Annotated in this window: 20 protein-coding genes; 16 read left to right on the top strand and 4 right to left on the bottom strand. The window is 68.8% G+C overall.

The features are described 5' to 3' along the window. Positions 1–10: 10 nt before the first annotated feature. The 6 genes from BRO63_RS24910 (at position 11) to BRO63_RS24885 (ending at position 4,696) form a co-directional block, all read left to right on the top strand. Positions 11–1,234 carry an acyl-CoA dehydrogenase family protein gene (locus BRO63_RS24910; protein ID WP_088142358.1) on the top strand — a complete coding sequence of 408 codons (1,224 nt, stop codon included), beginning with the start codon at positions 11–13 and terminating at the stop codon, positions 1,232–1,234. Continuing rightward, positions 1,231–2,274 (top strand): phosphotransferase, encoded by a 1,044-nt coding sequence (locus tag BRO63_RS24905; protein ID WP_088142357.1) that lies wholly within the window; start codon positions 1,231–1,233, stop codon positions 2,272–2,274. Before BRO63_RS24910 ends, BRO63_RS24905 begins: the two co-directional genes overlap by 4 nt. Before the next feature lie 128 nt (positions 2,275–2,402). Then, positions 2,403–2,867 carry a GNAT family N-acetyltransferase gene (locus BRO63_RS24900; RefSeq protein ID WP_088142356.1) on the top strand — a complete coding sequence of 155 codons (465 nt, stop codon included), beginning with the start codon at positions 2,403–2,405 and terminating at the stop codon, positions 2,865–2,867. A 100-nt stretch (positions 2,868–2,967) separates the two neighbouring features. After that, a complete protein-coding gene (locus tag BRO63_RS24895) occupies positions 2,968–3,336 on the top strand; it encodes a COG4315 family predicted lipoprotein (RefSeq protein WP_088142355.1) in 369 nt (122 codons plus the stop codon). 30 nt (positions 3,337–3,366) lie between these two features. Continuing rightward, positions 3,367–3,879: an RNA polymerase sigma factor gene (locus BRO63_RS24890; protein ID WP_013395832.1), complete on the top strand. Its 513-nt coding sequence runs from the start codon at positions 3,367–3,369 to the stop codon at positions 3,877–3,879. Position 3,880: 1 nt separating this feature from the next. Beyond that, positions 3,881–4,696: an anti-sigma factor family protein gene (locus tag BRO63_RS24885; RefSeq protein WP_088142354.1), complete on the top strand. Its 816-nt coding sequence runs from the start codon at positions 3,881–3,883 to the stop codon at positions 4,694–4,696. On the opposite strand, the gene BRO63_RS24880 is transcribed toward BRO63_RS24885, so the two are convergent. Genes BRO63_RS24880 through atzF form a run of 3 tightly spaced genes read right to left on the bottom strand, consistent with a single transcriptional unit; the run spans position 4,693 to position 10,940 of the window. Beyond that, complete coding sequence (locus BRO63_RS24880) at positions 4,693–5,442, bottom strand: GntR family transcriptional regulator (RefSeq protein ID WP_088142353.1); 750 nt, start codon at positions 5,440–5,442, stop codon at positions 4,693–4,695. The genes BRO63_RS24885 and BRO63_RS24880 overlap by 4 nt on opposite strands. A gap of 2 nt (positions 5,443–5,444) precedes the next feature. Next, a complete protein-coding gene (uca, locus tag BRO63_RS24875) occupies positions 5,445–9,077 on the bottom strand; it encodes an urea carboxylase (protein ID WP_088142352.1) in 3,633 nt (1,210 codons plus the stop codon). 42 nt (positions 9,078–9,119) lie between these two features. Further along, positions 9,120–10,940 (bottom strand): allophanate hydrolase, encoded by a 1,821-nt coding sequence (gene atzF, locus BRO63_RS24870; protein ID WP_088142351.1) that lies wholly within the window; start codon positions 10,938–10,940, stop codon positions 9,120–9,122. Positions 10,941–11,307: 367 nt separating this feature from the next. Here atzF and urtA point away from each other — a divergent pair, with 367 nt between their 5' ends. The 10 genes from urtA to BRO63_RS24820 all read left to right on the top strand — a co-directional run bounded on the left by urtA (position 11,308) and on the right by BRO63_RS24820 (position 22,488). After that, positions 11,308–12,561: an urea ABC transporter substrate-binding protein gene (gene urtA / locus BRO63_RS24865; protein ID WP_088142350.1), complete on the top strand. Its 1,254-nt coding sequence runs from the start codon at positions 11,308–11,310 to the stop codon at positions 12,559–12,561. 20 nt (positions 12,562–12,581) lie between these two features. Continuing rightward, positions 12,582–14,213 carry an urea ABC transporter permease subunit UrtB gene (gene urtB / locus BRO63_RS24860; protein WP_088142349.1) on the top strand — a complete coding sequence of 544 codons (1,632 nt, stop codon included), beginning with the start codon at positions 12,582–12,584 and terminating at the stop codon, positions 14,211–14,213. Beyond that, positions 14,210–15,337 (top strand): urea ABC transporter permease subunit UrtC, encoded by a 1,128-nt coding sequence (gene urtC, locus BRO63_RS24855; protein ID WP_088142348.1) that lies wholly within the window; start codon positions 14,210–14,212, stop codon positions 15,335–15,337. Before urtB ends, urtC begins: the two co-directional genes overlap by 4 nt. Further along, positions 15,334–16,173, top strand: coding sequence for an urea ABC transporter ATP-binding protein UrtD (gene urtD, locus BRO63_RS24850; RefSeq protein WP_088142347.1), 840 nt, complete (start codon positions 15,334–15,336; stop codon positions 16,171–16,173). Before urtC ends, urtD begins: the two co-directional genes overlap by 4 nt. A 1-nt stretch (position 16,174) precedes the next feature. Next, positions 16,175–16,873, top strand: a complete 699-nt coding sequence (gene urtE / locus BRO63_RS24845; protein ID WP_088142346.1) for an urea ABC transporter ATP-binding subunit UrtE — start codon at positions 16,175–16,177, stop codon at positions 16,871–16,873. Between the two features lie 75 nt (positions 16,874–16,948). After that, positions 16,949–17,362, top strand: a complete 414-nt coding sequence (locus BRO63_RS24840; protein ID WP_088142345.1) for a DUF2946 family protein — start codon at positions 16,949–16,951, stop codon at positions 17,360–17,362. Positions 17,363–17,542: 180 nt separating this feature from the next. Next, on the top strand, positions 17,543–19,744 hold the full coding sequence (locus BRO63_RS24835; RefSeq protein WP_088142344.1) for a TonB-dependent receptor: 2,202 nt from the start codon (positions 17,543–17,545) through the stop codon (positions 19,742–19,744). 23 nt (positions 19,745–19,767) lie between these two features. Further along, positions 19,768–21,297, top strand: coding sequence for a PepSY-associated TM helix domain-containing protein (locus BRO63_RS24830; RefSeq protein ID WP_088142343.1), 1,530 nt, complete (start codon positions 19,768–19,770; stop codon positions 21,295–21,297). 65 nt (positions 21,298–21,362) lie between these two features. Then, complete coding sequence (gene arsC, locus BRO63_RS24825) at positions 21,363–21,791, top strand: arsenate reductase (glutaredoxin) (protein ID WP_088142342.1); 429 nt, start codon at positions 21,363–21,365, stop codon at positions 21,789–21,791. A gap of 91 nt (positions 21,792–21,882) precedes the next feature. Further along, the gene (locus tag BRO63_RS24820) at positions 21,883–22,488 is read left to right on the top strand and encodes a phosphatase PAP2 family protein (RefSeq protein WP_088142341.1); all 606 of its coding nucleotides are present in this window, start codon (positions 21,883–21,885) and stop codon (positions 22,486–22,488) included. Positions 22,489–22,501: 13 nt separating this feature from the next. On the opposite strand, the gene BRO63_RS24815 is transcribed toward BRO63_RS24820, so the two are convergent. Beyond that, a complete protein-coding gene (locus BRO63_RS24815) occupies positions 22,502–23,482 on the bottom strand; it encodes a Bug family tripartite tricarboxylate transporter substrate binding protein (RefSeq protein ID WP_088142340.1) in 981 nt (326 codons plus the stop codon). Positions 23,483–23,501 lie beyond the last annotated feature (19 nt).

Here is a 23,501-nt window from a genome sequence, read left to right as displayed (position 1 = left end):
GGGACGCAACATGGACTTCAGCCTCACGCCAGAAATCGAAAGCTATCGCCGGCGCATCAAGGACTTCGTCGAAACCCACATCCTGCCGGCGGAGGCGGACCCGTCCTCCTACGACGAACACGAGAACATCCGCGAGGAAGTCCTGCAGCCGCTGCGCCGCCGCGCGCGCGAAGCCGGGCTGTGGGCGCTGCAGATGCCGCGCGAACGCGGCGGCCAGGGCCTGTCGCGCGTCGGCATGGCGGCCTGCTACGAGGAAATGAACGTGTCGATCTTCGGACCCGTGGTGTTCAACAGCGCGGCGCCCGACGACGGCAACATGATGGTGCTGGAGAAGGTCGCCACCGAGGCGCAGAAGGCGCGCTGGCTGCAGCCCATCGTGGACGGCAAGGTGCGATCGTCGTTCGCCATGACCGAACCGCATCCGGGCAGCGGCTCCGACCCTTCCATGATGCGCACCACCGCCACCCTGCAAGACGGCAAATGGCGGGTGCATGGCAAGAAGTGGTTCATCACCGGCGCGGGCGTGGCGCAGCACTTCATCCTGATGGCCAAGACCTCGGACGATCCGCGCAAGGGCCTGACAGCCTTTCTCTTCGACGCGGACCAGCCCGGCTGGCGCATCGAACGGCGCATCCCCATCATGGGGCCGGAGGAACACGGCGGCCATTGCGAACTGGTGTTCGACGGGCTGGAGATCCCCGACGAGAACCGCCTGCTCGGCGTGGGCGACGGCCTGAAGGTCACGCAGATCCGCCTGGGGCCCGCGCGGCTGACGCATTGCATGCGCTGGTTGGGGCTGGCGCGCCGCTCCCTGGCGATCGCGCGCGACTACGTCGCAACCCGCCAGAGCTTCGGCACCGCGCTGGCCGAACGCGAAGGCGTGCAATGGATGCTGGGCGAATGCGCCATGGCGATCGAGATCGGCCGCCTGCTGACGATGCGCGCCGCCGTCGCCTTGGACCAGGGAAGCTACGCGCGCAAGGAAGTCTCGATGGCGAAGATCGTCGTCTCCGAAACGCTGCACAAGGCGGTCGACACCGCCATCCAGCTGACCGGCGCGCGCGGCTATTCGCGCGATACGGCGCTGGCCTGGATCTACCGCTACGCGCGCCAGGCCCGGCTGGTGGATGGCGCCTCGGAAGTGCACAAGATGGTGCTGGCGAGGTTCCTGATGGACGAAGGCGACGACTTCTGGCATTGGCAGGCGCAGGAATCGAGCGGAGCGCAATCGTGACGGGCGCATCCGAAGACCCGATCGCCGGCCGCGACGCGTTGGCCGCCTATCTGGTCCGCGCCGGGTATGCGGGGCGGACGGAGGAAGTGGCGCTGCGCCGCCTCGCTGGCGGCCAGTCGAATCCGACCTACGTCGTGACCACGGCCCGCGGCCAGTACGTGCTGCGCAAGCAACCCGCGGGCAAGCTGCTACCCTCGGCGCACGCCATCGACCGCGAGTTCCAGGTCATGCGGGCGTTGCAGGGCAGCGAGGTGCCCGTGCCGCGCATGCTGGACTATTGCGCCGATGACAGCCTGCTCGGCACGCCCTTTTATCTGATGGACTACGTGCAGGGACGCAGCTTCGTCGACCCGGCCCTGCCGGGCCTGGAGCCGGCCGAACGCGGCGCCATCTACGCGGAAACCAGCCGCGTGCTCGCCGCCCTGCATCAGCTGGACTACGCCGCCCTGGGCCTGGAAAGCTATGGCCGTCCCGGCAACTACTACGCGCGCCAGATCTCGCGCTGGACGCGGCAATACCGCGAAAGCCGGCCGGCCGCCGACTTGCCCGCCATGGAATCGCTGATCGACTGGCTGCCGCGCAACATTCCCGCCAGCGACGAAACCCGTCTGGTGCATGGCGATTTCCGGCTGGACAACCTGATCTTCCACCCCACCGAGCCCCGCGCCCTGGCCCTGCTGGACTGGGAGCTTTCCACGCTGGGGCACCCGCTGGCGGACCTGGCCTATTACTGCATGTGCTGGCGCGTATCGCCGCAACTGTGGCGCGGCGTGGCCGGCTCCGATCTCCGCGCGCTGGGCATCCCCACCGAGGACGAGGCCGTGGCGGCGTATTGCCGGGCGCGCGGGCTGGCCGGCGTGTCCGATTGGGGCTTCTACCTGGCCTACAGTTTCTTCCGCATGGCCGCCATCCTGCAGGGCGTTGCCGCGCGCGCCTCGGGCGGCAACGCCGCGGCCGACGACGCCCTATCCATGGGCGCCAAGGTGGAACCGCTGGCCGAGCTGGGCTGGGAGTGCGCCCGCGGCGGCGGCGCGGCTTGACGGGTCCGAGTCCCGGTCCAAGCTCCAGTCCGGCCCCGGCGGCGGGCTGGCGTCCGGAGCCCAACCGCTCTATAACCTGATAATCGGGCCGGCGCGGCCGCCGGACGCCTCATACTTCCCTCGTTTCCATGACCCAGACCTGCTCCTTGGCGCTGCAACCCGCCACCGAAGACGACCTGCCCTTCCTGCTGACCCTGCGCAAGACCACCATGCAGGAACACCTGCAGCGAGCGGGCGCGCCGCTGGACGACGACCATCACCTGGCCCGCATCCGCTACCGCTTCGAGGATGCCCGCATCGTCTGGCTGGACGGCCGGCCCGCCGGCCTGTTCAAGCATGGCCGGGACCCGGCCGGCTGGCGCATCGTGCAGATCCAGATCGACCCCGCCTTCCAGGGCCGCGGGCTGGGCCGCCGCCTGCTGCAAGGCGTGCTGGACGAAGCCGACGCCGCAGGCGTCCCCGTCACCCTGAGCGTGCTCAAGGGCAGCCCCGCCCGGCGCCTCTACGAAGCGCTGGGCTTCATCCCCGTGGAGGAGACCGACCTGGAATATGAAATGCGTCATGAACCCGGCGCGGTCCGGCCGGCCGGCTGACCCTTTGCAACTTCTTTCAATCCGGCTGGAATAAAGCCGGAACCGGCAGCGTCTGTAGGGGGCAGTCTCCCACTTTCCCTATCTACGTACGAGGCACACCATGCGCAAACACATCGCCGCAGCCCTGGCCATCTCCGCCGCCGCCCTGTTTTCGGCCGGCGCCCAGGCCCAGGCCGTCAAGACCCAGGACGGCATGCTGGTCAACAGCGCCGGCATGACGCTTTACACCTTCGACAAGGATGCCGGCGGCAAGAGCGCCTGCAACGACCAGTGCGCCAAGATCTGGCCGCCCGTCATGGCCAGCGCCGACGCCAAGCCCATGGGCGACCTGACCGTCATCACCCGCGATGACGGCAGCAAGCAATGGGCCAGCAAGGGCAAGCCGCTGTACACGTTCGCCAAGGACGCCAAGGCGGGCGACAAGACCGGCGACAATTTCAAGGAAGTCTGGCACGTTGCCAAGCCCTGATACGGTGTCCGCCATCCAACGCAGCAACCCATGCGCGCCGAAGACGAAGCCCTGATCCTGGCCTGCATCCCCAGCCTGCGGCGTTATGCCCGCGGGCTGACGGGCGACCCCCACCGGGCCGACGACCTGGTCCAGGACACGCTGGAGCGCGCATGGAGCCGCTATTCACGCTGGCAGCGGCGCGGCGAGCTGCGCGCCTGGATGTTCGGCATCATGCACAACCATTTCATCGACGGCGTGCGCGCCAGCAGCCGGCGGGCCGAACAGACCGCCCCGGGCGAACTGCCCGACGCCCCGGTGCGCGCCACGCAGACCGACCACCTGGAGGTGCGCGACCTGGACCGCTGCCTGCAAGCCCTGCCCGCCGAACAGCGGGAAGTGCTGTTGCTGATATGCGTGGAGGACCTGTCCTATCAGGAAACCGCCCGGATACTGGACGTGCCGATGGGCACGGTCATGTCGCGCCTGTCGCGCGCCCGCGAAAAGCTGGGCGCGCTGATGCAGGCGCGCGATACCGTCAGCAAGCTCCATCGCGTGAAATGACATGAACGAAAAACACCTCCATGCGGTGCCCGGCGCGGGCACCCCGATTACCGAAGCCGACCTGCATGCCCATGCGGACGGCCAGCTGCCGCCCGCGCGCCGCGCCGAGGTCGAGGCCTTTCTGGCCGCGCATCCGCAGGACCAGGCCCGCGTCGACGAATGGCGCGAGCAGCGGCGCCTGCTGCACGCCATGCTGGATCCGGTGCTGGACGAGCCGCTGCCGCTGCGCCTGCCTCTGGCGCGGCCCGCGAACCCCTGGCCCTGGCGCGCCCTGGCCGCCGGCGTGGCGATCGCCGCCGTCAGCGCCAGCGCCGCCTGGATCACCCGCGGCGCCATGGACGCCCGCCAGCTGCAGGCCGCGCTGGCGACCGCCGCGCCCGAGCGCATCGCCGGCGGCTATGCCCAGCGCGCGGCCATCGCCCACGCAGTCTACGCACCCGACATGGGCCGGCCCGTGGAGGTCGGCGCCGACAACGAGAAGGGCCTGGTCACCTGGCTGACCAAGCGCATGGGCGCGACCATGCGCCCGCCATCCCTGTCGCAGGCCGGCTATGAACTGGTGGGCGGCCGCCTGCTGCCCGGCGGTGCGGGACCTGTGGCGCTCTTCATGTATGGCGCGGCCGACGGCCAGCGCCTGACGCTGTACGTCACCCGCGAAGCCGCGGGCGGCCAGACGGCATTCCAGTTCACCCAGGAAGGTCCGGTGCGGGTGTTCTACTGGGTCGAAGGACAGTTCGGCTATGCGCTGTCCGGCGCGGTCAGCCGCGACGAGCTGCTGCGCGTGTCGCAGGAGGTCTACCAGCAGTTGCAGGGCTAGTCCGGGGACGCAAGCCCCCGCCCGCCAGCGTGCTCGCGCGCCTGGTGCAGCATGTGCAGCGTGATCTTGCGCACCTCGGCGCGGCTCATGCCGATATGCGAACGCAGCATGCGGGCGGCCTCGTCGGCGCGGCTCGCCAGCACCGCGCGCAGAATGGCGGCGTGTTCGTCGTAGGTGGCGTCCACGCGGAAATCCTTGGTGAAGTCCAGCCGCCGCACGATGCGTATCTTCTCGGTCACGTCGCGATGGATCTGCGCCATCTCGGGATTGCCGGCGGCGGCCACCAGCGAACAATGAAATGCCTCGTCCAGTTGCGCCACCAGCCGCCCGTCCAGGATGCGCTGGCGGGGCGGCGCCAGCCACACGTCCTTCAGCGCGCCCAGGATGCCGGCCTCGTCCATGTGCTCGCGCGCACACAGCCGCTCCACCGCGGCCTGCTCCAGCACCACGCGCACGTCGTACAGCGCCTCGAAACGTTCGAAGTCGAAAGGCCGCACCTGCCAGCCGCTGCGCGGACGGGGCAGCACATAGCCCTCGCGCTCCAGCCGCGCCAGTCCCAGCCGCACCGGTGTGCGGCTGACGCCCAGCCGCGCCGCCACCTCGGCCTCGGTAAAGCGCTCGCCCGGCAGCACGCGGAAGTCGAACAGATCGTCCTTCAGGCGCTGATAAACCTGATCGGCCAGCGAGCCGGCCAGGGCCGGCGCCTGGCGGATGGCCGGAGCGGCCTGCACGGATTCCAGGCGCATGCTCAAACCACGGGGCAGGTCGCGTCTTCGGCCAGCACGATGAGCGGATCGCCCGCGTTCACCGGCTTGCCGGGAACGCAGCGGATAGCGGCCACGGTCCCCGACGCGGGCGCGATGACGGACAGCTCCATCTTCATGGCCTCGACCACCACCAGCGTGTCGCCGGCCGATACGCTCTGGCCCACCTGCACCGGGATCTTCCAGATGTTGCCGCACATATCGGCGCTGACCAGGCTTTCTCCTTCCTTCAGTGCCGCCTCGGCCTCGGGCTCGGGCGCAGCCGCGTCCTGCTCCACCGCCGCATCCTCGCTTTTCCACAAGGCGACCTCGGCGTCGAAGGCGCTCTTCTGGCGCGTCTGGAACGCGGCGATACTGTCAGCCTCTTGCGCCAGGAAGCGCTGGTGCGCGGCGAAGTCGAACATCTCTTCCTCGATGCGGACGGTGGCCCGGCCTTCGCGGAAGTCCTCGCGCAACACGTCGAGCTCGGCCTCGGTCACCGGGTAGAAGCGCACCTGGTCGAAAAAGCGCAGCAGCCAGGGCTTGCCATCCTGGAACACCGGGTTCTTCAGGAACTTGTTCCAGATGGGCAAGGTGCGCCCGACCAGCTGATAGCCCCCAGGCGAATCCATGCCGTAGATGCACATGTAGACCCCGCCTATGCCTACCGTGCCTTCGGCGGTGTAGGTGCGGGCCGGGTTGTACTTGGACGTCAGCAGGCGGTGGCGCGGATCTATCGGCACCGCGCAGGGCGCGCCCAGGTACACGTCGCCCAGGCCCATGATCAGGTAGCTGGCGTCGAATACGATGTCGCGGACCTGCTTGCGGCTGGCCAGGCCGTTGATGCGCTGGATGAAGTCCACATTGTTCGGCAGCCAGGGCGCGCTGGCGCGCACGGTTTCCTGGTAGCGCTGCACCGCGCCCAGTGTGGCCGAATCCTCGAACGCCATGGGCAGGTAGACCACGCGGGTAGGCACCTTGAGCGTGGCCACGTCGGCCAGGCCGCTCTCGATCCGCAGCAGGCGCTCGATCAGCGCGCCTTGCAGGATGACCCGGCTGTCGTAGCGGATCTGCAGCGAACGCACGCCGGGCGACAGCTCCAGCACGCCGGCGATGGGATCGGCGTTGAGCGCCTCCATCAGCAAATGGATGCGCATGCGCAGCGCCAGGTCCAGCACGTTGTCGCCATATTCCAGCAGCAGGTAGCCGTCGCCCGCCTGGCGGTAGGAAACCGCAGGGCGCGCGCCCTGCGCCGGCAGCGCCGCCACGATGGGTTCCGCCACGACGGCAGGCGCCGCGGCTTGCGCGGGCTGCGCGGGCGCCGCCAGTTCGGCCACGCAACGGTCCTGCGCCGCCTCCAGCGCCACCGCCTGCCGATAATCGATGCGCACGAAGCGGATGCGGTCGCCCGGCTTGACCTGCCCGACCTTCCACAGTTCGGCGCGGGCAATCGTGACGGGGCAGACGAAGCCGCCCAGGCTGGGGCCGTCGCGCGTCAGGATGACGGGGCTGTCGCCGGTGAAGTTGATGCTGCCGATGGCGTATTCGCAATCATGGATGTTGGACGGATGCAGGCCGGCCTCGCCGCCGTCCTCGCGCGCCCAGGCGGGCTTGGGGCCGATCAGGCGCACGCCCAGCCGGTTGGAGTTGTAGTGCACTTCCCAGTCCGCGGCGAAGAAGGCCTCGATGGCTTCGGGCCGGAAGAAATCCGGCGCGCCATGCGGGCCGTAGAGCACGCCGATTTCCCAGGTGTTGCCATAGGCCGGAATCAGCGCGGCAGGCGCAGCCTGAGGCTCGGACACGGGCGCGGCGGCATCATTGGCCAGCTCCGGCCGGACCCGCGGCAGCATGTCGCCCACACGCAAGGTGCGGCCGGCATGGCCGCCAAACTGGCCCAGCGCAAAGGTCGAACGGCTGCCCAGGTAGAGCGGCACGTCCAGGCCGTTGCGCACCGCCAGATAGCTGCGGCAGCCCGACAGCGCGCGGCCGGTCGCCAGCACCTGACCGGAACGCACGGCCACCGGTGTCCACATGGGCACCGGTTCGCCGTCCAGGGTGGCGGCGCAAGTTGCGCCCGTCAGCGCCACGATGGCATCGCCGTGAAAGCGCAAGGTCGGGCCGACCAGCGTAGCCTCGATGCCGGCTGCGTCGGGCGCATTGCCGACGATGCGGTTGGCCATGCGGAAGGCATAGTCGTCCATCGGCCCCGAGGGCGGCACGCCGATGTCCCAGTAGCCCACCCGCCCGGGGTAGTCCTGCACGCTGGTGTAGGTACCCGCCGCCAGCACCTCGATCGCGGCGGGCCGGTACGTGAAGGTCTCCAGAAAGCGCGTGGACAGCTCGCCGGCGCGAAAGCGCGCGTCGTCCACGATCTGCCGCAGATAGTCCAGGTTGGTGGCGATGCCATGCAGGCGCGTGCGGGCCAGCGCGTGCGCCAGCTTGTCCAGCGCGGCCTCGCGCGTGCCGGCATGCACGATCAGCTTGGCCAGCATGGGGTCGTAGAACGCCGGCACCTCGGTGCCGGTCGCGACCCAGCCGTCCACCCGCAGGCCTTCCGGAAAGTACACATCGGTCAACGCGCCCGGCGACGGCTGGAACTGGCGCAGCGGATCCTCGGCATACAGCCGCACCTCGATCGACGCGCCTTGCGGCGCGCGCGACATGGCGGCGTAGTCCAGCGGTTCGCCCGCGGCCACGCGCAGCATGCATTCGACCAGATCCAGGCCCGTGACCGCTTCCGTGACAGGATGCTCGACCTGCAAACGGGTATTGACCTCCAGGAAATAGAAGCTGTCGCGCGCCGGGTCGTAGATGAACTCCACGGTGCCGGCGGAACGGTAGTTGACCGACTCGCCCAGCCGCACGGCGGCGGCGTGCAGGGCCTGGCGCGTGGCGGCGGGCAGCAGCGGCGCGGGCGTCTCTTCGATGACCTTCTGGTTGCGGCGCTGCACCGAACAATCGCGCTCGCCCAGGGCCAGCACGCGGCCGGCGCCATCGCCGAAGATCTGCACCTCGACGTGGCGCGCGTTGTCGACGTAACGCTCGATGAAGGCGCCGCCGTCGCTGAAGAAGTGTTCGCCCATGCGCTGCACGCTATCGAAGGCCGCGGTCAGCTCGGCCTCGTTGTCGCAGCGCGAAAGACCGATGCCGCCGCCGCCCGCCGTGCTCTTGAGCATCACCGGATAGCCGATGCGCTCGGCCTGCGACAGCGCGGCGCCCAGGCTGTCGAGCAGGCCCGTGCCCGGCGTCATCGGCACGCCGGCCTCGGCCGCCAGTTCGCGGGAGCGGTGCTTCAGGCCGAACTCGCGGATCTGCAGCGGCGTCGGGCCGACGAACGCGATGCCGGCATCTTCGCAGGCCTGTGCGAACTCGGCGCTTTCGGACAGGAAGCCATAGCCGGGGTAGATGGCCTGCGCGCCATGCGCGCGGGCGGCGGCCAGCAGCAGGTCCATGCGCAGGTAGCTGTCGGCGGCCTTCTCGCCGCCCAGCGCCACGGCCTCGTCGGCCGCGCGCACGTGGGCGGCATTGCGGTCCGGGTCGGAGTAAACGGCCACGCTGCGGATGCCCAGCCGCTTGAGGGTGCGGATGGCGCGGACGGCGATCTCGCCGCGGTTGGCAATCAGAACGGTATCGAACACGGTGCGACTCCCAGGTTTCTTGCGGGTTATCGAAAGCGGAGATCAGGCCAGGCTGGCCAGGTAGGCGCGCCAGCCGCCGAACTCCGTGATGTCGCGCGCGCCCTCCAGGCCGCGCGGCTCGCAGATGAAGCCCTTGACCTGGCGGCCGTCCGCCAGCTCCAGCGTGCCGATACCCAGCGGCGCGGGGATCTCGGCCACGAAGGCGCCGAAGGCGGCCAGCGGTACGTCCCAGAGTTCGACCTCGATGGGCGCGCCGCTCGCGGACTTCACCAGGCCGGGCTTGGGCGGCGTGGTATTGGCCAGGGCGTATAGGCGGTAATCGCCGGCCGTGCGCGCCGCTTCGACGAACACGGCGCGGCGCGAGGTCAGTTGATGGTTCAGCGGCATGCCGCGCAGGTGCGCGCCCACCACCGATACGCGCACGGTGTCGCGCGCGGGCGGGGCCGCAAGGCCGGCTGCGGGCAACGGCGCGCCGGTGGCGCCCAGCGGCAGCGCCAGGCGCGCCTGCCACTGTCGTCCGAACTGCGCCAGCGCATGGTCCTGCCAAGCCATGCCGATCAGCGTGATGCCCGCGGGCAGGCCGTCGCCGCGCATGCCCGCGGGCAGCGCCAGCGCCGACAGGTCGGCCAGGTTCGTGAAGTTGGTGTAGATCCCCAATCTCGAGTTCAGCGTCACCGGATCGGCTTCGAGCTGGGCGATGGTGTAGATCGAGGGCGTAGTCGGCACCACCAGCGCATCGAAGCCTGCCAGCGCCTGATGGATGCCGCGCGTCAGCTCGGCGCGCCGGTACTCGGCCTTGAACCCGTCCAGCGCGCTGTAGTTGGCTGCCTGTTCGACGATGCCGCGTACCACCGGATGGATGGCGTCAGGGTTCTGCTTCCACAGCGCTTCCACGGCGGCAAAGCGCTCGGCGACCCATGGCCCTTGATACAGCAACGCCGCCAGCTCGCTGAACGGCGTGAAGTCGATGGGTTCGACCGTTGCGCCGCTGGCCTTCAGGTCGCTCACGGCCTGGTCGAACGCCGCCGCGGCCTGCGCATCGCCGAAGAATTCCAGCTGCGCGGGAATCGCCAGCCTGGGTTGCGCCGGCCAAGGATTTCCGCTCCCTACCGGCTGAGCGCGAGAATAGGGGTCGCGCGCGTCCCAACCCGCTGCAATGTCGGCCACCAGTTCGGCGTCGTCCACCGTCAGCGCGAACACCGACACGCAGTCCTGCGTGCGGCATGCCGGCACCACGCCTGCCGCGCTGAGCCGCCCCTTGGTGGGCTTGAGGCCCACGATGTTGTTGAACCCCGCCGGCACGCGGCCCGAGCCCGCAGTGTCGGTGCCCAACGAGAAAGCGGCCAGGCCGCGCGCCACCACGGAAGCCGAACCCGAACTGGAGCCGCCGCTGACGTAGTCCGGATTGAACGTATTGGGCACCGCGCCCAGCGGCGAACGCGTGCCCACCAGTCCGGTGGCGAACTGGTCCAGGTTGGTCTTGCCCACCAGGATGGCGCCGGCCGCACGCAGGCGGGCGACCACGGTCGCATCTTCCTCGGGCGTGTATGCGAATTCCGGGCAGGCCGCCGTGGTGGGCCAGCCGGCGGCGTCGATATTGTCCTTGATGGCGAACGGCACGCCGTAAAGCGGCAGCCGCGTCAGATCGCCGTTGGCCGCTTCCAGCAGCCCTTGCAGGGCATCGAGCTGCCGCGCCAGCGTGGCGCCGTCCACGCGCTTGATCCAGGCATTGTCTGGCGCGTTGCCGCGTTCGGCCCAGGCGGCCAACAAGGTCTCGGGCGTGGCGCCCTCGTTGCGATAGGCGGCCTGCCACTGCGCGATCGTCCAGGCGAGCGGGCCCTTCTGCGTTGCTACGGCGTTCATGCTGGAGTCCTTTCTTGTATACAAGTACGGATTCCCAAGCAATCGGCGTGCCATGTAGGCCGCCGCCCCGCGCCTGCCCCGCTTCCCTGCGGCAACGCGCCGCTTGCGGCCCGCGGCCAGCGCCGCGGCGCGGCGCGCGCGCACCGCCAACGGGCGGCGTGCGCACCCATGTTGTGCATGCGGCACCAGATCGGCCCCTGCCGCGTCGCGCACCGCCTTCACTGGCGCGCGTGTCGTTTCCCCCCTTCATATAGCGGACCGTGCGTGCGCGCGCGGTTGGCATGCCTTTTGCTTTTAGGTCCTCGTTGTCGGGTGTTTTCAGATCGTTCTCGCCGGCGCGGCCGGCCCATTCCATTCAGGAGTCACCATGAAACGCAGACTAGCCCTTAAGCAACTGACCGCCGTGAGCCTGTTGGCCATGTCCGGATGGATGCCGCAGGTACTCGCCGCCGAGGACACCATCAAGGTCGGCATCCTGCATTCGCTCTCGGGCACCATGGCGATCTCGGAAACGTCGCTCAAGGACGTGGCCCTGATGACCATCGATGAGATCAACGCCAATGGCGGCGTGATGGGCAAGAAGCTCGAAGCCGTGGTGGTGGACCCCGCGTCGAACTGGCCGCTGTTCGCCGAGAAGTCGCGCCAGCTGCTGTCCCAGGACAAGGTGGCGGTTGTCTTCGGCTGCTGGACCTCGGTGTCGCGCAAGTCCGTGCTGCCGGTGTTCAAGGAACTCAACGGCCTGCTCTTCTACCCGGTGCAATACGAAGGCGAGGAGCTGGAGAAGAACGTGTTCTACACCGGCGCCGCGCCCAACCAACAGGCCATACCCGCCGTCGAATACCTGATGAGCGAAGACGGCGGCGGCGCCAAGCGCTTCGTGCTGCTGGGCACCGACTATGTCTACCCGCGCACCACCAACAAGATCCTGCGCGCCTTCCTGCACTCCAAGGGCGTCAAGGACAGCGACATCGACGAGGTCTACACGCCCTTCGGCCATTCCGACTACCAGACCATCGTCGCCAACATCAAGAAGTTCGCCACCGGCGGCAAGACGGCCGTCATCTCCACCATCAACGGCGATTCCAACGTGCCCTTCTACAAGGAGCTGGGCAATGCCGGCCTGAAGGCCACCGACGTGCCGGTGGTGGCGTTCTCGGTGGGCGAAGAGGAACTGCGCGGCGTGGACGCCAAGCCGCTGGTGGGTCACCTGGCGGCGTGGAACTACTTCCAGTCGGTCAAGAACCCGGTCAACGACGCCTTCATCCAGAAGTGGAAGGCCTATGCCAAGGCCAAGAACCTGCCCAACGCGAATACGGTGGTGACCAACGATCCGATGGAGGCCACCTACATCGGCATCCACATGTGGAAGCAGGCGGTGGAACAAGCCAAGACCACGGACGTGGACAAGGTGATCGCGGCCATGGGCGGCCAGAAGTTCAATGCGCCCGACGGCTACACCATCGAGATGGACCAGACCAACCACCACCTGCACAAGCCGGTCTACATCGGCGAGATCAAGGCAGACGGCCAGTTCAGCGTGGTGTGGAAGAGCAAGGGTCCGATCCGCGCCCAGCCCTGGAGCCCGTACATCCCGGGCAACGAAGGCAAGCAAGGTCTCTAACGCACCGGGAACAAGCAGCCATGCGCATCGCGGCAATCGCACTCTACCTGCGTCGTTTCCTGCTGGCATGGCTGGTGTCCCTGCCGCTCGCGGCCGCCCCGGCGGCGGCAGGCGGCGTGGACCCAGCCCTGCTGGCGCCGCTGGCCGGCGACGACACGGACGCCAAGCTCCAGGCGATTGCCGCGCTGGGCCAGTTGCCCGAACCCGAGGCCGCAGCGGTGCTGCAGGCGCTGGGCGAGGACCGGCTCTATGCCGCCCCCGATGGCCGCGTGCTGATCGGCAACGGCGGCGCGCGCGCCACCGATGCGGCCACGGGCGCCGCCGCCGAGCTTCCCGCGGACGCGGGCGCCATAGGCATCAACAACCGCCTGCGCCGCGCCATCGAGGCCGCGCTGGCCGGCTCGCGCCTGTACTCCGAACAGCCCGCCGAGCGTCTGGCGGCGGCACGCCGCCTGCAACAGACCGGCGACCCGGCGCGCCTGCCCATGCTGGAGAAGGCCCTGGCCGCGGAAAAGAACGAGGCGGTGCGCGACGCGCTGCTGATCGCGCAGGCCAACCTGGAATTGAAGAGCGGCGATCCCGCCAAGCGACGCCATGCGGTGGAACTGCTGGGCGCCACCCACAATGCCGCCTTCCGCCCTACCCTGGCCGCGCTGGCCGAGGAACGCGACGGCGCTTACGCCGAACCCGACGCCGGCGTGCGTGAGGCCGCCAATCGTGCGCTCAAGCAGATCGACCGTCACCTGGCCACCATCGAATGGGCCGGCAACCTGTTCTACGGCATCAGCCTGGGCAGCGTGCTGCTGCTGGCGGCGCTGGGCCTGGCCATCACCTTCGGCCTGATGGGCGTGATCAACATGGCGCACGGCGAGCTGCTGATGATAGGCGCCTACGTGACCTATGTGGTGCAGACGGCGTTCCGCGCCTGGCTGCCAGGCTGGCTGGACTGGTACGTGCTGGCGGCGTTGCCGCTGGCCTTTGCCGTGACCGCGCTGGTCGGCATGGCGCTGGAGCGCACCGTCATACGCTGGCTCTATGGCCGGCCGCTGGAAACGCTGCTGGCCACCTGGGGCATCAGCCTGATCCTGATGCAAGGCGTGCGCACGCTGTTCGGCGCGCAGAACGTGGAGGTGGGCAATCCCGGCTGGATGTCCGGCGGCGTCACGGTGCTGGGCGGACTGGTGCTGAGCTACAACCGCCTGGTCATCATCGGCTTCGCGTTCTTCGTGGTGTTCCTGGTATGGGCGCTGCTGAACCATACCCGCCTGGGCCTGTTCGTGCGCGCCATCACGCAGAACCGCCGCATGGCCGACTGCGTGGGCGTGCCCACCGGCCGCGTCGACATGCTGGCCTTCGGCCTGGGCTCCGGCATCGCCGGGCTGGCCGGGGTGGCGCTGTCCCAGCTGGGCAATGTGGGACCGGACCTGGGCCGCGGCTACATCGTCGATTCGTTCATGGTGGTGGTGCTGGGCGGCGTGGGCCAACTGGCCGGCACCGTCATCGCCGCGCTGGGCCTGGGCGGCGTCAATAAATTCCTGGAGCCTTACACGGGAGCCGTCATGGCCAAGATCACCATCCTCGCGCTCATCGTGCTGTTCGTCCAAAAGCGGCCGCAAGGCCTGTTCGCCCCCCGCGGCCGGAGCGTCGAATGAAACAGAACGCGCTGACTGACCTGAATCCGCTGACCCGCCGACCGCTGTACTCGGGCCGGGTGTGGGCGGCCCTGGCCGCGGCCGTGGCGCTGCTGGCGCTGCTGCCCTTGCTGAATCTCGTCTTCCCGCCCGGCCATGCGCTGCATGTGTCGGCCTATGCCGTGGCGCTGCTGGGCAAGTTCATGTGCTACGCCATGGCGGCGCTGGCGCTGGACCTGGTGTGGGGCTATGCCGGCATCCTGTCTCTGGGACACGGCCTGTTCTTCGCGCTGGGCGGCTATGCGCACGGCATGTATCTGATGCGCGCCATCGGCCGCGACGGCGTCTACCAGAGCGACCTGCCCGACTTCATGGTGTTCCTGGATTGGAAGAGCTACCCCTGGTACTGGTCCTTTACCGAGCACTTCTGGTACGCCATGCTGCTGGTCGTGCTGGTGCCCGGCGCGCTGGCCTTCGTGTTTGGCTACTTCGCCTTCCGTTCGCGCATCAAGGGCGTGTACTTTTCCATCATCACGCAGGCGCTGACCTTCGCCGCGATGCTGCTGTTCTTCCGCAACGACACGGGCTTCGGCGGCAACAACGGCTTCACCGACTTCAAGCGCATCCTGGGCTTCGACATCACCGCGCCAGGCACGCGCGCGGCGCTGTACTGGATCACGCTGGCCGCGCTGGCGGGCGCGCTGGTGCTGGCGCGCGCGGTCACGCAGAGCAAACTGGGCCGCGTGCTCACCGCCGTGCGCGACGCCGAAAGCCGCCTGCGCTTCATCGGCTACGACCCGCTGGGCTTCAAGCTCTTCGTCTGGACCCTGTCCGCCGTGCTCTGCGGCATCGCCGGCGCGCTTTACGTACCGCAGGTCGGCATCATCAACCCCAGCGAGATGTCCACCGAGACCTCGATTGAAATGGTGATCTGGGTCGCCACCGGCGGACGCGGCACGCTGGTCGGCCCCATCATCGGCGCGGGCGCCGTCAACGGCCTGAAGACTTGGTTCACCAGCGTGCTGCCGGAGTTCTGGCTGTACGCGCTGGGCCTCATCTTCGTGCTGGTGACGCTGTTCCTGCCCACCGGCATCGTCGGCCTGGCGCGACGCATCTCCGCCCGCATCCAGGGGAACAAGGCATGAGTACCACGCACATCGAATCCGCCGCGCTCGACGGCGGCCCCAGCGGCGATGCCGGTTACGGCCGCGTCAGCCCCAAGGGCCTGGACACCAGCCACGGCGCCATCCTCTACCTGGAAGGCATCACCGTCAGCTTCGACGGCTTCAAGGCCCTGAACGACCTGACGCTGGACATAGGCGTGGGCGAACTGCGCTGCATCATCGGCCCCAACGGCGCGGGCAAGACCACCATGATGGACGTCATCACCGGCAAGACCCGGCCCACCTCGGGCACGGCCTATTTCGGCCAGAGCATAGACCTCGCCACGCTGAACGAAGCGCAGATCGCGCATGCCGGCATCGGCCGCAAGTTCCAGCGGCCCACGGTTTTCGAGCAGCACAGCGTGTTCGAAAACCTGGAGCTGGCGATGAAGACCGACAAGCGCGTGCGGCCCACGCTGTTCGCCCGGCTGAGCGGTGAACAGGCCGACAAGATCGGCGAGACGCTGGACCTGATCCGGCTGCGGCCCGAGGCGGCGTTGCCCGCGGGGCTGCTGTCGCACGGCCAGAAGCAGTGGCTGGAGATCGGCATGCTGCTGATGCAGGAGCCGCAATTGCTGCTGCTGGACGAGCCCGTGGCGGGCATGACCGACGCCGAGACCGAACGCACCGGCGAACTGCTCAACGAATTGCGCGGACGCCATTCGCTGATGGTGGTGGAGCACGACATGGACTTCGTCAACCAGATCGCGGGCGACGGCAAGGTCACGGTGCTGCACGAAGGCTCGGTGCTGGCCGAAGGGCCGATGCGCAAGGTGCAGGCCGATCCGCGGGTCATCGAAGTCTATCTGGGGCGCTGAAATGCTGGACGTGAACGCGATCGACCAATACTACGGCGGCAGTCACACGCTGCGCGGCGTGTCGCTGTCCCTGCGCCAGGGCGAATGCCTGGCGCTGCTGGGGCGCAACGGCGTGGGCAAGACCACATTGCTCAAATGCGTGATGGGCGTGCTGCCGGTGGCGCGCGGCGGCATCGCCTTCGACGGCGCGGACGTCACGCGCCTGGCGCCGCACCAGCGCGCCGCGCGCGGCATGGCCTACGTGCCCCAGGGCCGCGACATCTTCGCGCGGCTGACGGTGGAAGAGAACATCCTGATGGGCATGGCAACCAAGCCGGCGGCGCGCGCCCGCCGCATCAAGGAAGAGGTATACGAACTGTTCCCCGTGCTGCGGACCATGCTGTCGCGCCGCGGCGGCGACCTGTCCGGCGGACAGCAGCAACAGCTGGCCATCGCGCGCGCCCTGGTGGCCGAGCCCAAGCTCATCATCCTGGACGAGCCCACCGAAGGCATACAGCCGTCCATCATCAAGGACATCGCCCGCGTCATCCACCTGCTGCGCCAGCGCGGCGACATCGCCATCCTGCTGTGCGAACAGTACTTCGACTTCGCCCGCGAGCTGGCGGACCAGTTCGTGGTGCTGTCGCGCGGCGAAGTGGTGGCGCGCGGCGACCGCGGCGCCATCGACGGCGAGGACGTGCGGCGGCATCTGTCGGTCTAGGGCCTGCGCCGGGCCTCGATTTTTCCTGGTAAACCCTGGACGGCAGCCCCATCTGCTCCGATATAATCGGGCGCCATGTGCTCCGCTGCCTACCTGACCCGCCCCGCCGTGTGGATCGCGCTCGTCGCGATCCTGTGGGCGTCGTTGGCGCCGTCGCTGGCGCATGCGCTGAGCCTGTCTCCGGCCAGCCACAACGCCCATCGCATCAGCGTCGACTTCTGCACCAGCGAAGGCGCGGGGCAGGCGTCCCTGACCCTGGAGGTGCCGGGCGGCAGCAATGACGGCACCCAGGCCGACGATCATGGCGACAGCCATCATTGCCCGCTTTGCCGCAACCCCAACGCCGACGTGGGCATTCTGCCCACCCCCGTTCCCGTCGTGCCCGCTCCGCTTGGGCGCGCCATCACGTATCCGCCGCTGTTCTTCCTTGCGGCGCATCCTCTTCATGCCTGGAGCGCGGCCCAGCCGCGCGCACCGCCCGCGGCCTGAGCCGGCGCACCCCGCCGCCTGACGGCGGCCGGCTTGCGTCCACCGCTGCTACCCCGCCGCCACGTTCCGTCCGCGCCCCCGGCGCGTCCGGATGCGTGCCGTCATTCAGGCTCATGCGTCCCGGCCAGCCCGCTTTTGCGAGGGCCGCCGGGCGCGCGGGCCGGACCACCGGTTCCAGACATGAAGAAGACCACGACCTACACCCTGCTGCTGGCCGCGCTCGCCAGCGGCTCCGCCCAGGCCCTGACCACGGAACCCGCCGTGCCCACCCTGGCGCCCACCACCGTGCAGGGCGCCGCCGCCGAAGAGCCCGCGCCCAACGGCCCCATCGACCTGAACGCGCGCGACAGCACCGGCAGCCGCCTGGGCCTGACCCTGCGCGAAACGCCCGCCAGCGTCACCGTGATCTCGCGCGAGCAGATCGAGGCCCGCGGATCCCTGAACACGCAGGAGATCGCGCGCGGCATTCCCGGCGTGGACAATGCCTCCCCGCCCGGCAATGCCGGCGCGGTCAGCTACCGCGGCTTCTCCGGCGGCCAGGTCTCGCAGCTGTTCAACGGCATTTCCGTGCAGTACGACTCCATCGCCGCGCGGCCGGTAGACAGCTGGATCTACGACCGGGTCGAAGCGATAGGCGGCCCCTCCACCTTCCTGTTCGGCGCGGGCGCGGTGGGCGGCGCCATCAACTACGTCACCAAGCTGCCCGAGCGCGACACCTTCTACGACGGCCAGCTGCGGGTGGGATCGTTCGACAGCCGCCAGGCGTCGGTCGGCCTGAACCAGCAACTGGCGGGCGAGCCCGGCGGCCGCGGCCACTATCTGCGCATCGACGCCAACACCGGTTCCAGCCACGGCTGGGTCGACGGCAATCATTCCCGCGCCAGCCAGGTTGCCGCCTCGCTGCTGTCCGACCTGGGCGCGGACGTGACCCAGACCTTTGCCTTCGAGTACCAACGCGAACAGGTCGACCGCCCCTACTGGGGCACGCCCCTGAAAACCGACGCCAACGGCGTGGTGCAAGGCGCGGGCCGCATCCTGGATGGCACGCGCTTCAAGAACTACAACGTCAACGACGGCTTGTATGAGCAGTCGGTGCTGTGGGCGCGGTCCTTGACCGAATGGCGCGCCAGCTCCAATCTGACCTTCAAGAACACGCTCTACTACTACCGTGCCGAACGCGATTACCGCAACCTGGAAAACTACCGCCTGAATGCCGGCAACAGCCTGGTGCTGCGTTCCGGGGCGCTGTTGCAACGGCACGAACAAAGCCTGATCGGCAACCGCGTGGAAGGCTTGTACCGTTCCACCCTGGCCGGCCTGCCCAGCGACTGGTCCTTCGGCGTGGACGTCAGCCAGAACAAGATCACGCGCTATCCCACCAGCCTGCCCGCGCAAGTGGACGCAGTCGATCCCTACGACTTCTCGCCCGGCGATTTCTACGACATCCCCGGCATGAAGCGCGGCCACGTCGCCGACCGCGATAACCGCATCCGCACGCTGGCGCTGACGATGGAAAACCGCACCACGGTGCTGCCGGGCGTGGCCATCGTATCGGCCTTGCGCAAGGACTTCATCGACATGGACCTGACCAACCGCCGCGCCGTCACCGCCGCCTCGCCCGCCAGCGCGCAGCGCAGCTACTCGCCGCTGACCGGACGGCTGGGCGTGAACTGGGAGCTGAGTCCGGAAGCCTCGCTGTACGCGCAGTACGCCACGGCGGCGGATCCTCCCTCGGGAATCCTGGCCACCGCCTCGTTCGCCGATGTGCTGAACAATGACAAGCTCACCACCGGCAGGCAGGCCGAGGTGGGCGGCAAGTTCAACTTCTGGGACGGCCGCGGTTCGGCCACGGTGGCGCTCTACGAGATCAAGCGCAAGAACATGGCGACCTCGGACCCGAACAACCCCGGCGTCAGCGTGCCCGTGGGCGCGCAATCGGCGCGCGGCATCGAACTGGCCGGCGGCTTGCAACTGACGTCGCAGCTGTCGCTGCAGGGCAACGTCGCCTTCGTCGATCCCAAGTACGACGACTTCTCGCAATCCGTGGGCGGCGTGGCGGTATCGCGCAACGGCAACGTGCCCACCAACACCCCGCGCCGCCTGGCCAACGTCTGGCTGGACTATGCCTTCCTGCCCGACTGGACCGCCAGCATGGCCGCGCGCTACGTCGGCCGCATGTACGCGGACGCCGCCAACAGCGTCTGGACGCCGTCCTACACCGTGTTCGACGCGGCGCTGTCGCACCGCATCAACCGCAACCTCAGCGTGACGGCGCGCGTGCGCAACCTGACCGACAAGGTCTATGCCGCGAACGCGACGCCGACCATGTACTACCTGGGCGCGCCCCGCTCGTTCGAGCTCACCTTGCAGGCCCGCTTCTGAGCGGCGCGCCAGGACAGACCGCCATGAACACGACACATCCCTCCCCGGCCCGCCATCGCGCCGGACCGCCGCTGTCGGCGCGCGCCAAGCGCTGGCTATACCTGATCCATCGCTGGGCGGGCATCGTGCTGTGCCTGTTCTTCGCCATGTGGTTCATCTCCGGCGTGGTGATGATGTACGTGGGCTATCCCAAGCTCACGCCGCAGGAACGCCTGACGCACCTGCCCGCGCTGGATTCCACGGCGATCACCGTCACGCCCGCGCAGGCGCTGGCGGCGGCGGGCGCCAAGGACGCCGCCGGCATGGCGTTGGCCGCCGCCCGCGGCGGCGCGCCGGTCTACGTGATTCCCGGCGAGGCGCGCCGCGCGCCCAGAATGGTGGACGCCGCCAGCGGCGCGCTGCTGCCCCAGGCCGATGCCGCGACCGCGCTGGCCACGGCGCACGCCTGGTCCGGCGGCGAGTATGCCGCCCGCTACCAGGGCACGGTGGACGAAGACGCCTACACCCATTCACGCGCGCTCGGCCCCGACCGGCCGCTGCACCGGGTGGACCTGGACGATCCCGCGCATACGCGGCTCTACATCTCGTCCGCCACGGGCATGGTGGTGCTGGACGCCACCCGCGCCGAACGCGTCTGGAACTACGCGGGCGCCTGGATCCACTGGCTGTATCCGTTCCGCGGCAATGCGCTGGACGGTTGGTGGCACGACATCGTGGTGTGGCTGTCGGTCGCCGGCGTATTGCTGGCGGTGACGGGCACGGTGGTCGGTATCCTGCGCTGGCGCTTTGCGCGGCCCTATGCCAGCGGCAGCCGCTCGCCCTACCGCGAAAGCATGATGCGCTGGCACCACTTGAGCGGCCTGCTGTTCGCGGCCATCACCATCACCTGGATCTTCAGCGGGCTGATGTCCATGAACCCGTGGAAGCTGTTCAGCAGCGGCGCGCCGCCCTTGGCCCAGACGGCCTACGCCGGCGCGCCGGGGAACACGCTGGCCGCTCCCGGGGCACTGATCGCAGCCCTGCCCGCGGCCCCGCGCGAATTGCGCTGGGCCCGCGCCGACGGCCAGGACGTGGTGCTGGCGCGCAGCGCCGCAGGCGCCCCGCTGGTGCTGTCGGCCGGCAACGCGCAGCCCTACACGTTCGACCCGGCGGCCCTGCGCGCCGCCGCCGCCCGGCTGGTCCCCGGCGCCCGGCTCGCCAGCGCCGAAACGCTGCAGGCCTACGACTTCTACTACTACGCCCGCGACGAGCACGCGATGCTGGGCCATGTCGAGAAGCCGCTTCCCGTATGGCGGCTGACCTATGACGATCCCCAGGCTACCTGGGTCTATCTGGACCCGCGCACGGGACAGATCGTGAGCCGGCAGGACAGCGGTTCGCGCACCAGCCGCTGGCTGTTTGCCTTTCTGCATAGCTGGGACTGGACTGGCCTCTTGTCGCGCCGCCCGTTGTGGGACGCCCTCCTGGTATTCCTGAGCCTGGGCGGCGCGGCGCTCAGCCTGACCGGCGCGGTGATAGGCTGGCGGCGGCTGGGCAAGAGGCTGCGCGCCTGAAGGCCCGGCGCGGATGCACTATGCTCACAGCCTTGCATGACGATCTACCGGAAAGAGGAGCTTCCATGTCCGACGTAACCATCTATCACAACCCCAAGTGCGGCACCTCGCGCAACACTCTGGCCATGATCCGCAACGCCGGCATCGAACCCGAAGTCGTGCTGTACCTGGAAACGCCGCCCTCGCGCGCCACCCTGAAGGCGCTGTTCAAGAAGGCCGGCGTCAGCGTGCGCGAGGCCCTGCGCGAGAAGGGCACGCCCTATCAGGAACTGGGCCTGGATGACGCGTCCCTCTCGGATGACGCGCTGCTGGACGCGATCGAGCAGCATCCCATCCTGCTGAACCGTCCCTTTGTCGCTACGCCGCTGGGCGCGCGCCTGTGCCGCCCGTCGGAACTGGTGCTGGACATCCTGCCGGCCCCGCAGCAAGGCGCCTTCGCCAAGGAAGACGGCGAAGCCGTGATAGACGCGCAGGGCAAACGCATCCAGAAGTAAAAGAAGGCAGTCCGCCGCCTTTTGTAAGCGGACTGACGGCTGGGATCATTACCATCGCGGCAATCGTTTCATTACGCCGCGATGACCAGTCATGAATTCCCTTGAGAGCCTTAACCAGTCCCTTTTTCTTTCGATCAACGCCGACCCGGCCACCCCGGTCTGGCAGATCCACGCCGCCATGCTGGTGGCGAACCGGCTGATCCTGCTGGTGCCGGCCGTGCTGGCCGCCCTGTGGCTGTGGGGGGGCCGGCCGCAGCGCGAGATCGCACTGAAAGCGTTGGTCAGCATCGCCATGGCGCTGTTCGCAAGCTACCTGTGCGGCGCGCTGTGGCCGCATGCGCGGCCCTTCGTCATCGGCCTGGGACACGCCTTCTTCCCGCACAAGGCGACGTCGTCGTTTCCCAGCAATCACACCATCATCATCGCCACGCTGGCGTGCGCGCTGATCTATGACCGGCGCTGGGCCGGCTGGGGCTGGCTGGCGCTGGCCGCGGCCGTGCTGGTGGGCGCTTCCCGCGTCTACCTGGGCGTGCATTTCCCGCTGGACATCCTGGGCGGACTTCTGCTCGCGCCCATGGCAGCCGGACTGACCGCCATGGCATGGCGCCGCTGCGGCGAACCTGCCACCAGTGTGGCGCAGGGCCTGTACCGCAGGGTCTTGGCCCTGCCGATCGCGCGCGGCTGGATCCGCGCCTGACCCGGCGCCGCGCTCAGTTGATCGCGACCTTGGCGTCCTTGACCAGCTTGGCGTAGTTCTCGGTGTCCGTACCGATGCGCGCCTTCATCTCGGCAGGCGTGTCGCCGATCGGCACCGCGCCGATCTCGGCCATCCGCCGCGAGAAGTCGGGCGAACGGATGATCTTGACCATCTCTGCATTCAGCCGCGCCACCACGTCCGCGGGCGTGGCCGCCGGCGCCAGCACGCCGAACCAGGTCCCCATGTTGAAGGGCTTGAGGCCGGCCTCCTCCATGGTGGGCACATCGGGCAGCGCGGCCGAACGCTGATTGGTGGTGACGGCCAGCGCGCGCAGCTTGCCGCTCTGGATGTGCGCCAGCACCGGCGTCACGGTGTCGAAGGACATGTCGATCTGGCCGCCCAGCAGATCCGTGGTCAACGGACCGCTGCCCTTGTAGGGCACGTGCAGCAGCTGCACATGCCCTTCCTTTTCGAACTGCGCGCCGATCAGGTGTTGTCCCGTGCCCATGCCGTTCGAGCCATAGGTCAGCTTGCCCGGCTGGCCTTGCGCCAGTTTCAGCAAGGACTTCACATCCTGCGCCGGCAGCTTGGGATTGACCACCAGCACGTTGGGCACCAGGGCCACGGTAGTCACCGGCGCGAAATCCTTCTGGAAGTCGTAATGCAGGCTCTTGTAGACGCTGGTGGCGATGGTGTGATGCACGGCGCCCATCAGCAGCGTGTAGCCGTCGGGCGCGGCCTTGGCCACGTAGTCCGCGCCCAGGGTCGAGCCCGCGCCCGGCTTGTTCTCCACCACCACCGGCTGGCCCAGGCTCTTGGCCAGCTCCTGGCCCAGCGCGCGCGCCAGCACGTCAGTGGTGCCGCCGGCCGGAAACGGCACCACCAGGTTCACGGGGCGGGCCGGATAACCCTGCGCCTGCGCGCCGCCGGCGAAGGACAGGCCCGCCAGGCAGGCCAGCGCCAGAACGCGCGCAGGGTTCGTTTTCTTGAGCATGCTTGTCTCCTCGGTACGA

The sequence above is a fragment of the Achromobacter xylosoxidans genome, assembly GCF_002192695.1.
Classification (GTDB): domain Bacteria; phylum Pseudomonadota; class Gammaproteobacteria; order Burkholderiales; family Burkholderiaceae_B; genus Achromobacter; species Achromobacter xylosoxidans_C.
Note: the sequence above shows the minus strand (reverse complement) of the source record. Positions and strands in the feature narration are given on the sequence as shown.

What these genes read in the sequence shown, in the direction of transcription:
- arsC (WP_088142342.1), top strand. Translation starts at nt 21,363, where the DNA reads ATGTCCGACGTAACCATCTATCACAACCCCAAGTGCGGCACCTCGCGC.
- BRO63_RS24900 (WP_088142356.1), top strand. Translation starts at nt 2,403, where the DNA reads ATGACCCAGACCTGCTCCTTGGCGCTGCAACCCGCCACCGAAGACGAC.
- urtD (WP_088142347.1), top strand. Translation starts at nt 15,334, where the DNA reads ATGAGTACCACGCACATCGAATCCGCCGCGCTCGACGGCGGCCCCAGC.
- atzF (WP_088142351.1), bottom strand. Translation starts at nt 10,940, where the DNA reads ATGAACGCCGTAGCAACGCAGAAGGGCCCGCTCGCCTGGACGATCGCG.
- urtA (WP_088142350.1), top strand. Translation starts at nt 11,308, where the DNA reads ATGAAACGCAGACTAGCCCTTAAGCAACTGACCGCCGTGAGCCTGTTG.
- BRO63_RS24910 (WP_088142358.1), top strand. Translation starts at nt 11, where the DNA reads ATGGACTTCAGCCTCACGCCAGAAATCGAAAGCTATCGCCGGCGCATC.
- BRO63_RS24820 (WP_088142341.1), top strand. Translation starts at nt 21,883, where the DNA reads ATGAATTCCCTTGAGAGCCTTAACCAGTCCCTTTTTCTTTCGATCAAC.
- urtE (WP_088142346.1), top strand. Translation starts at nt 16,175, where the DNA reads ATGCTGGACGTGAACGCGATCGACCAATACTACGGCGGCAGTCACACG.
- BRO63_RS24890 (WP_013395832.1), top strand. Translation starts at nt 3,367, where the DNA reads ATGCGCGCCGAAGACGAAGCCCTGATCCTGGCCTGCATCCCCAGCCTG.
- BRO63_RS24895 (WP_088142355.1), top strand. Translation starts at nt 2,968, where the DNA reads ATGCGCAAACACATCGCCGCAGCCCTGGCCATCTCCGCCGCCGCCCTG.
- urtB (WP_088142349.1), top strand. Translation starts at nt 12,582, where the DNA reads ATGCGCATCGCGGCAATCGCACTCTACCTGCGTCGTTTCCTGCTGGCA.
- BRO63_RS24885 (WP_088142354.1), top strand. Translation starts at nt 3,881, where the DNA reads ATGAACGAAAAACACCTCCATGCGGTGCCCGGCGCGGGCACCCCGATT.
- BRO63_RS24880 (WP_088142353.1), bottom strand. Translation starts at nt 5,442, where the DNA reads ATGCGCCTGGAATCCGTGCAGGCCGCTCCGGCCATCCGCCAGGCGCCG.
- BRO63_RS24815 (WP_088142340.1), bottom strand. Translation starts at nt 23,482, where the DNA reads ATGCTCAAGAAAACGAACCCTGCGCGCGTTCTGGCGCTGGCCTGCCTG.
- urtC (WP_088142348.1), top strand. Translation starts at nt 14,210, where the DNA reads ATGAAACAGAACGCGCTGACTGACCTGAATCCGCTGACCCGCCGACCG.
- BRO63_RS24835 (WP_088142344.1), top strand. Translation starts at nt 17,543, where the DNA reads ATGAAGAAGACCACGACCTACACCCTGCTGCTGGCCGCGCTCGCCAGC.
- BRO63_RS24830 (WP_088142343.1), top strand. Translation starts at nt 19,768, where the DNA reads ATGAACACGACACATCCCTCCCCGGCCCGCCATCGCGCCGGACCGCCG.
- BRO63_RS24840 (WP_088142345.1), top strand. Translation starts at nt 16,949, where the DNA reads ATGTGCTCCGCTGCCTACCTGACCCGCCCCGCCGTGTGGATCGCGCTC.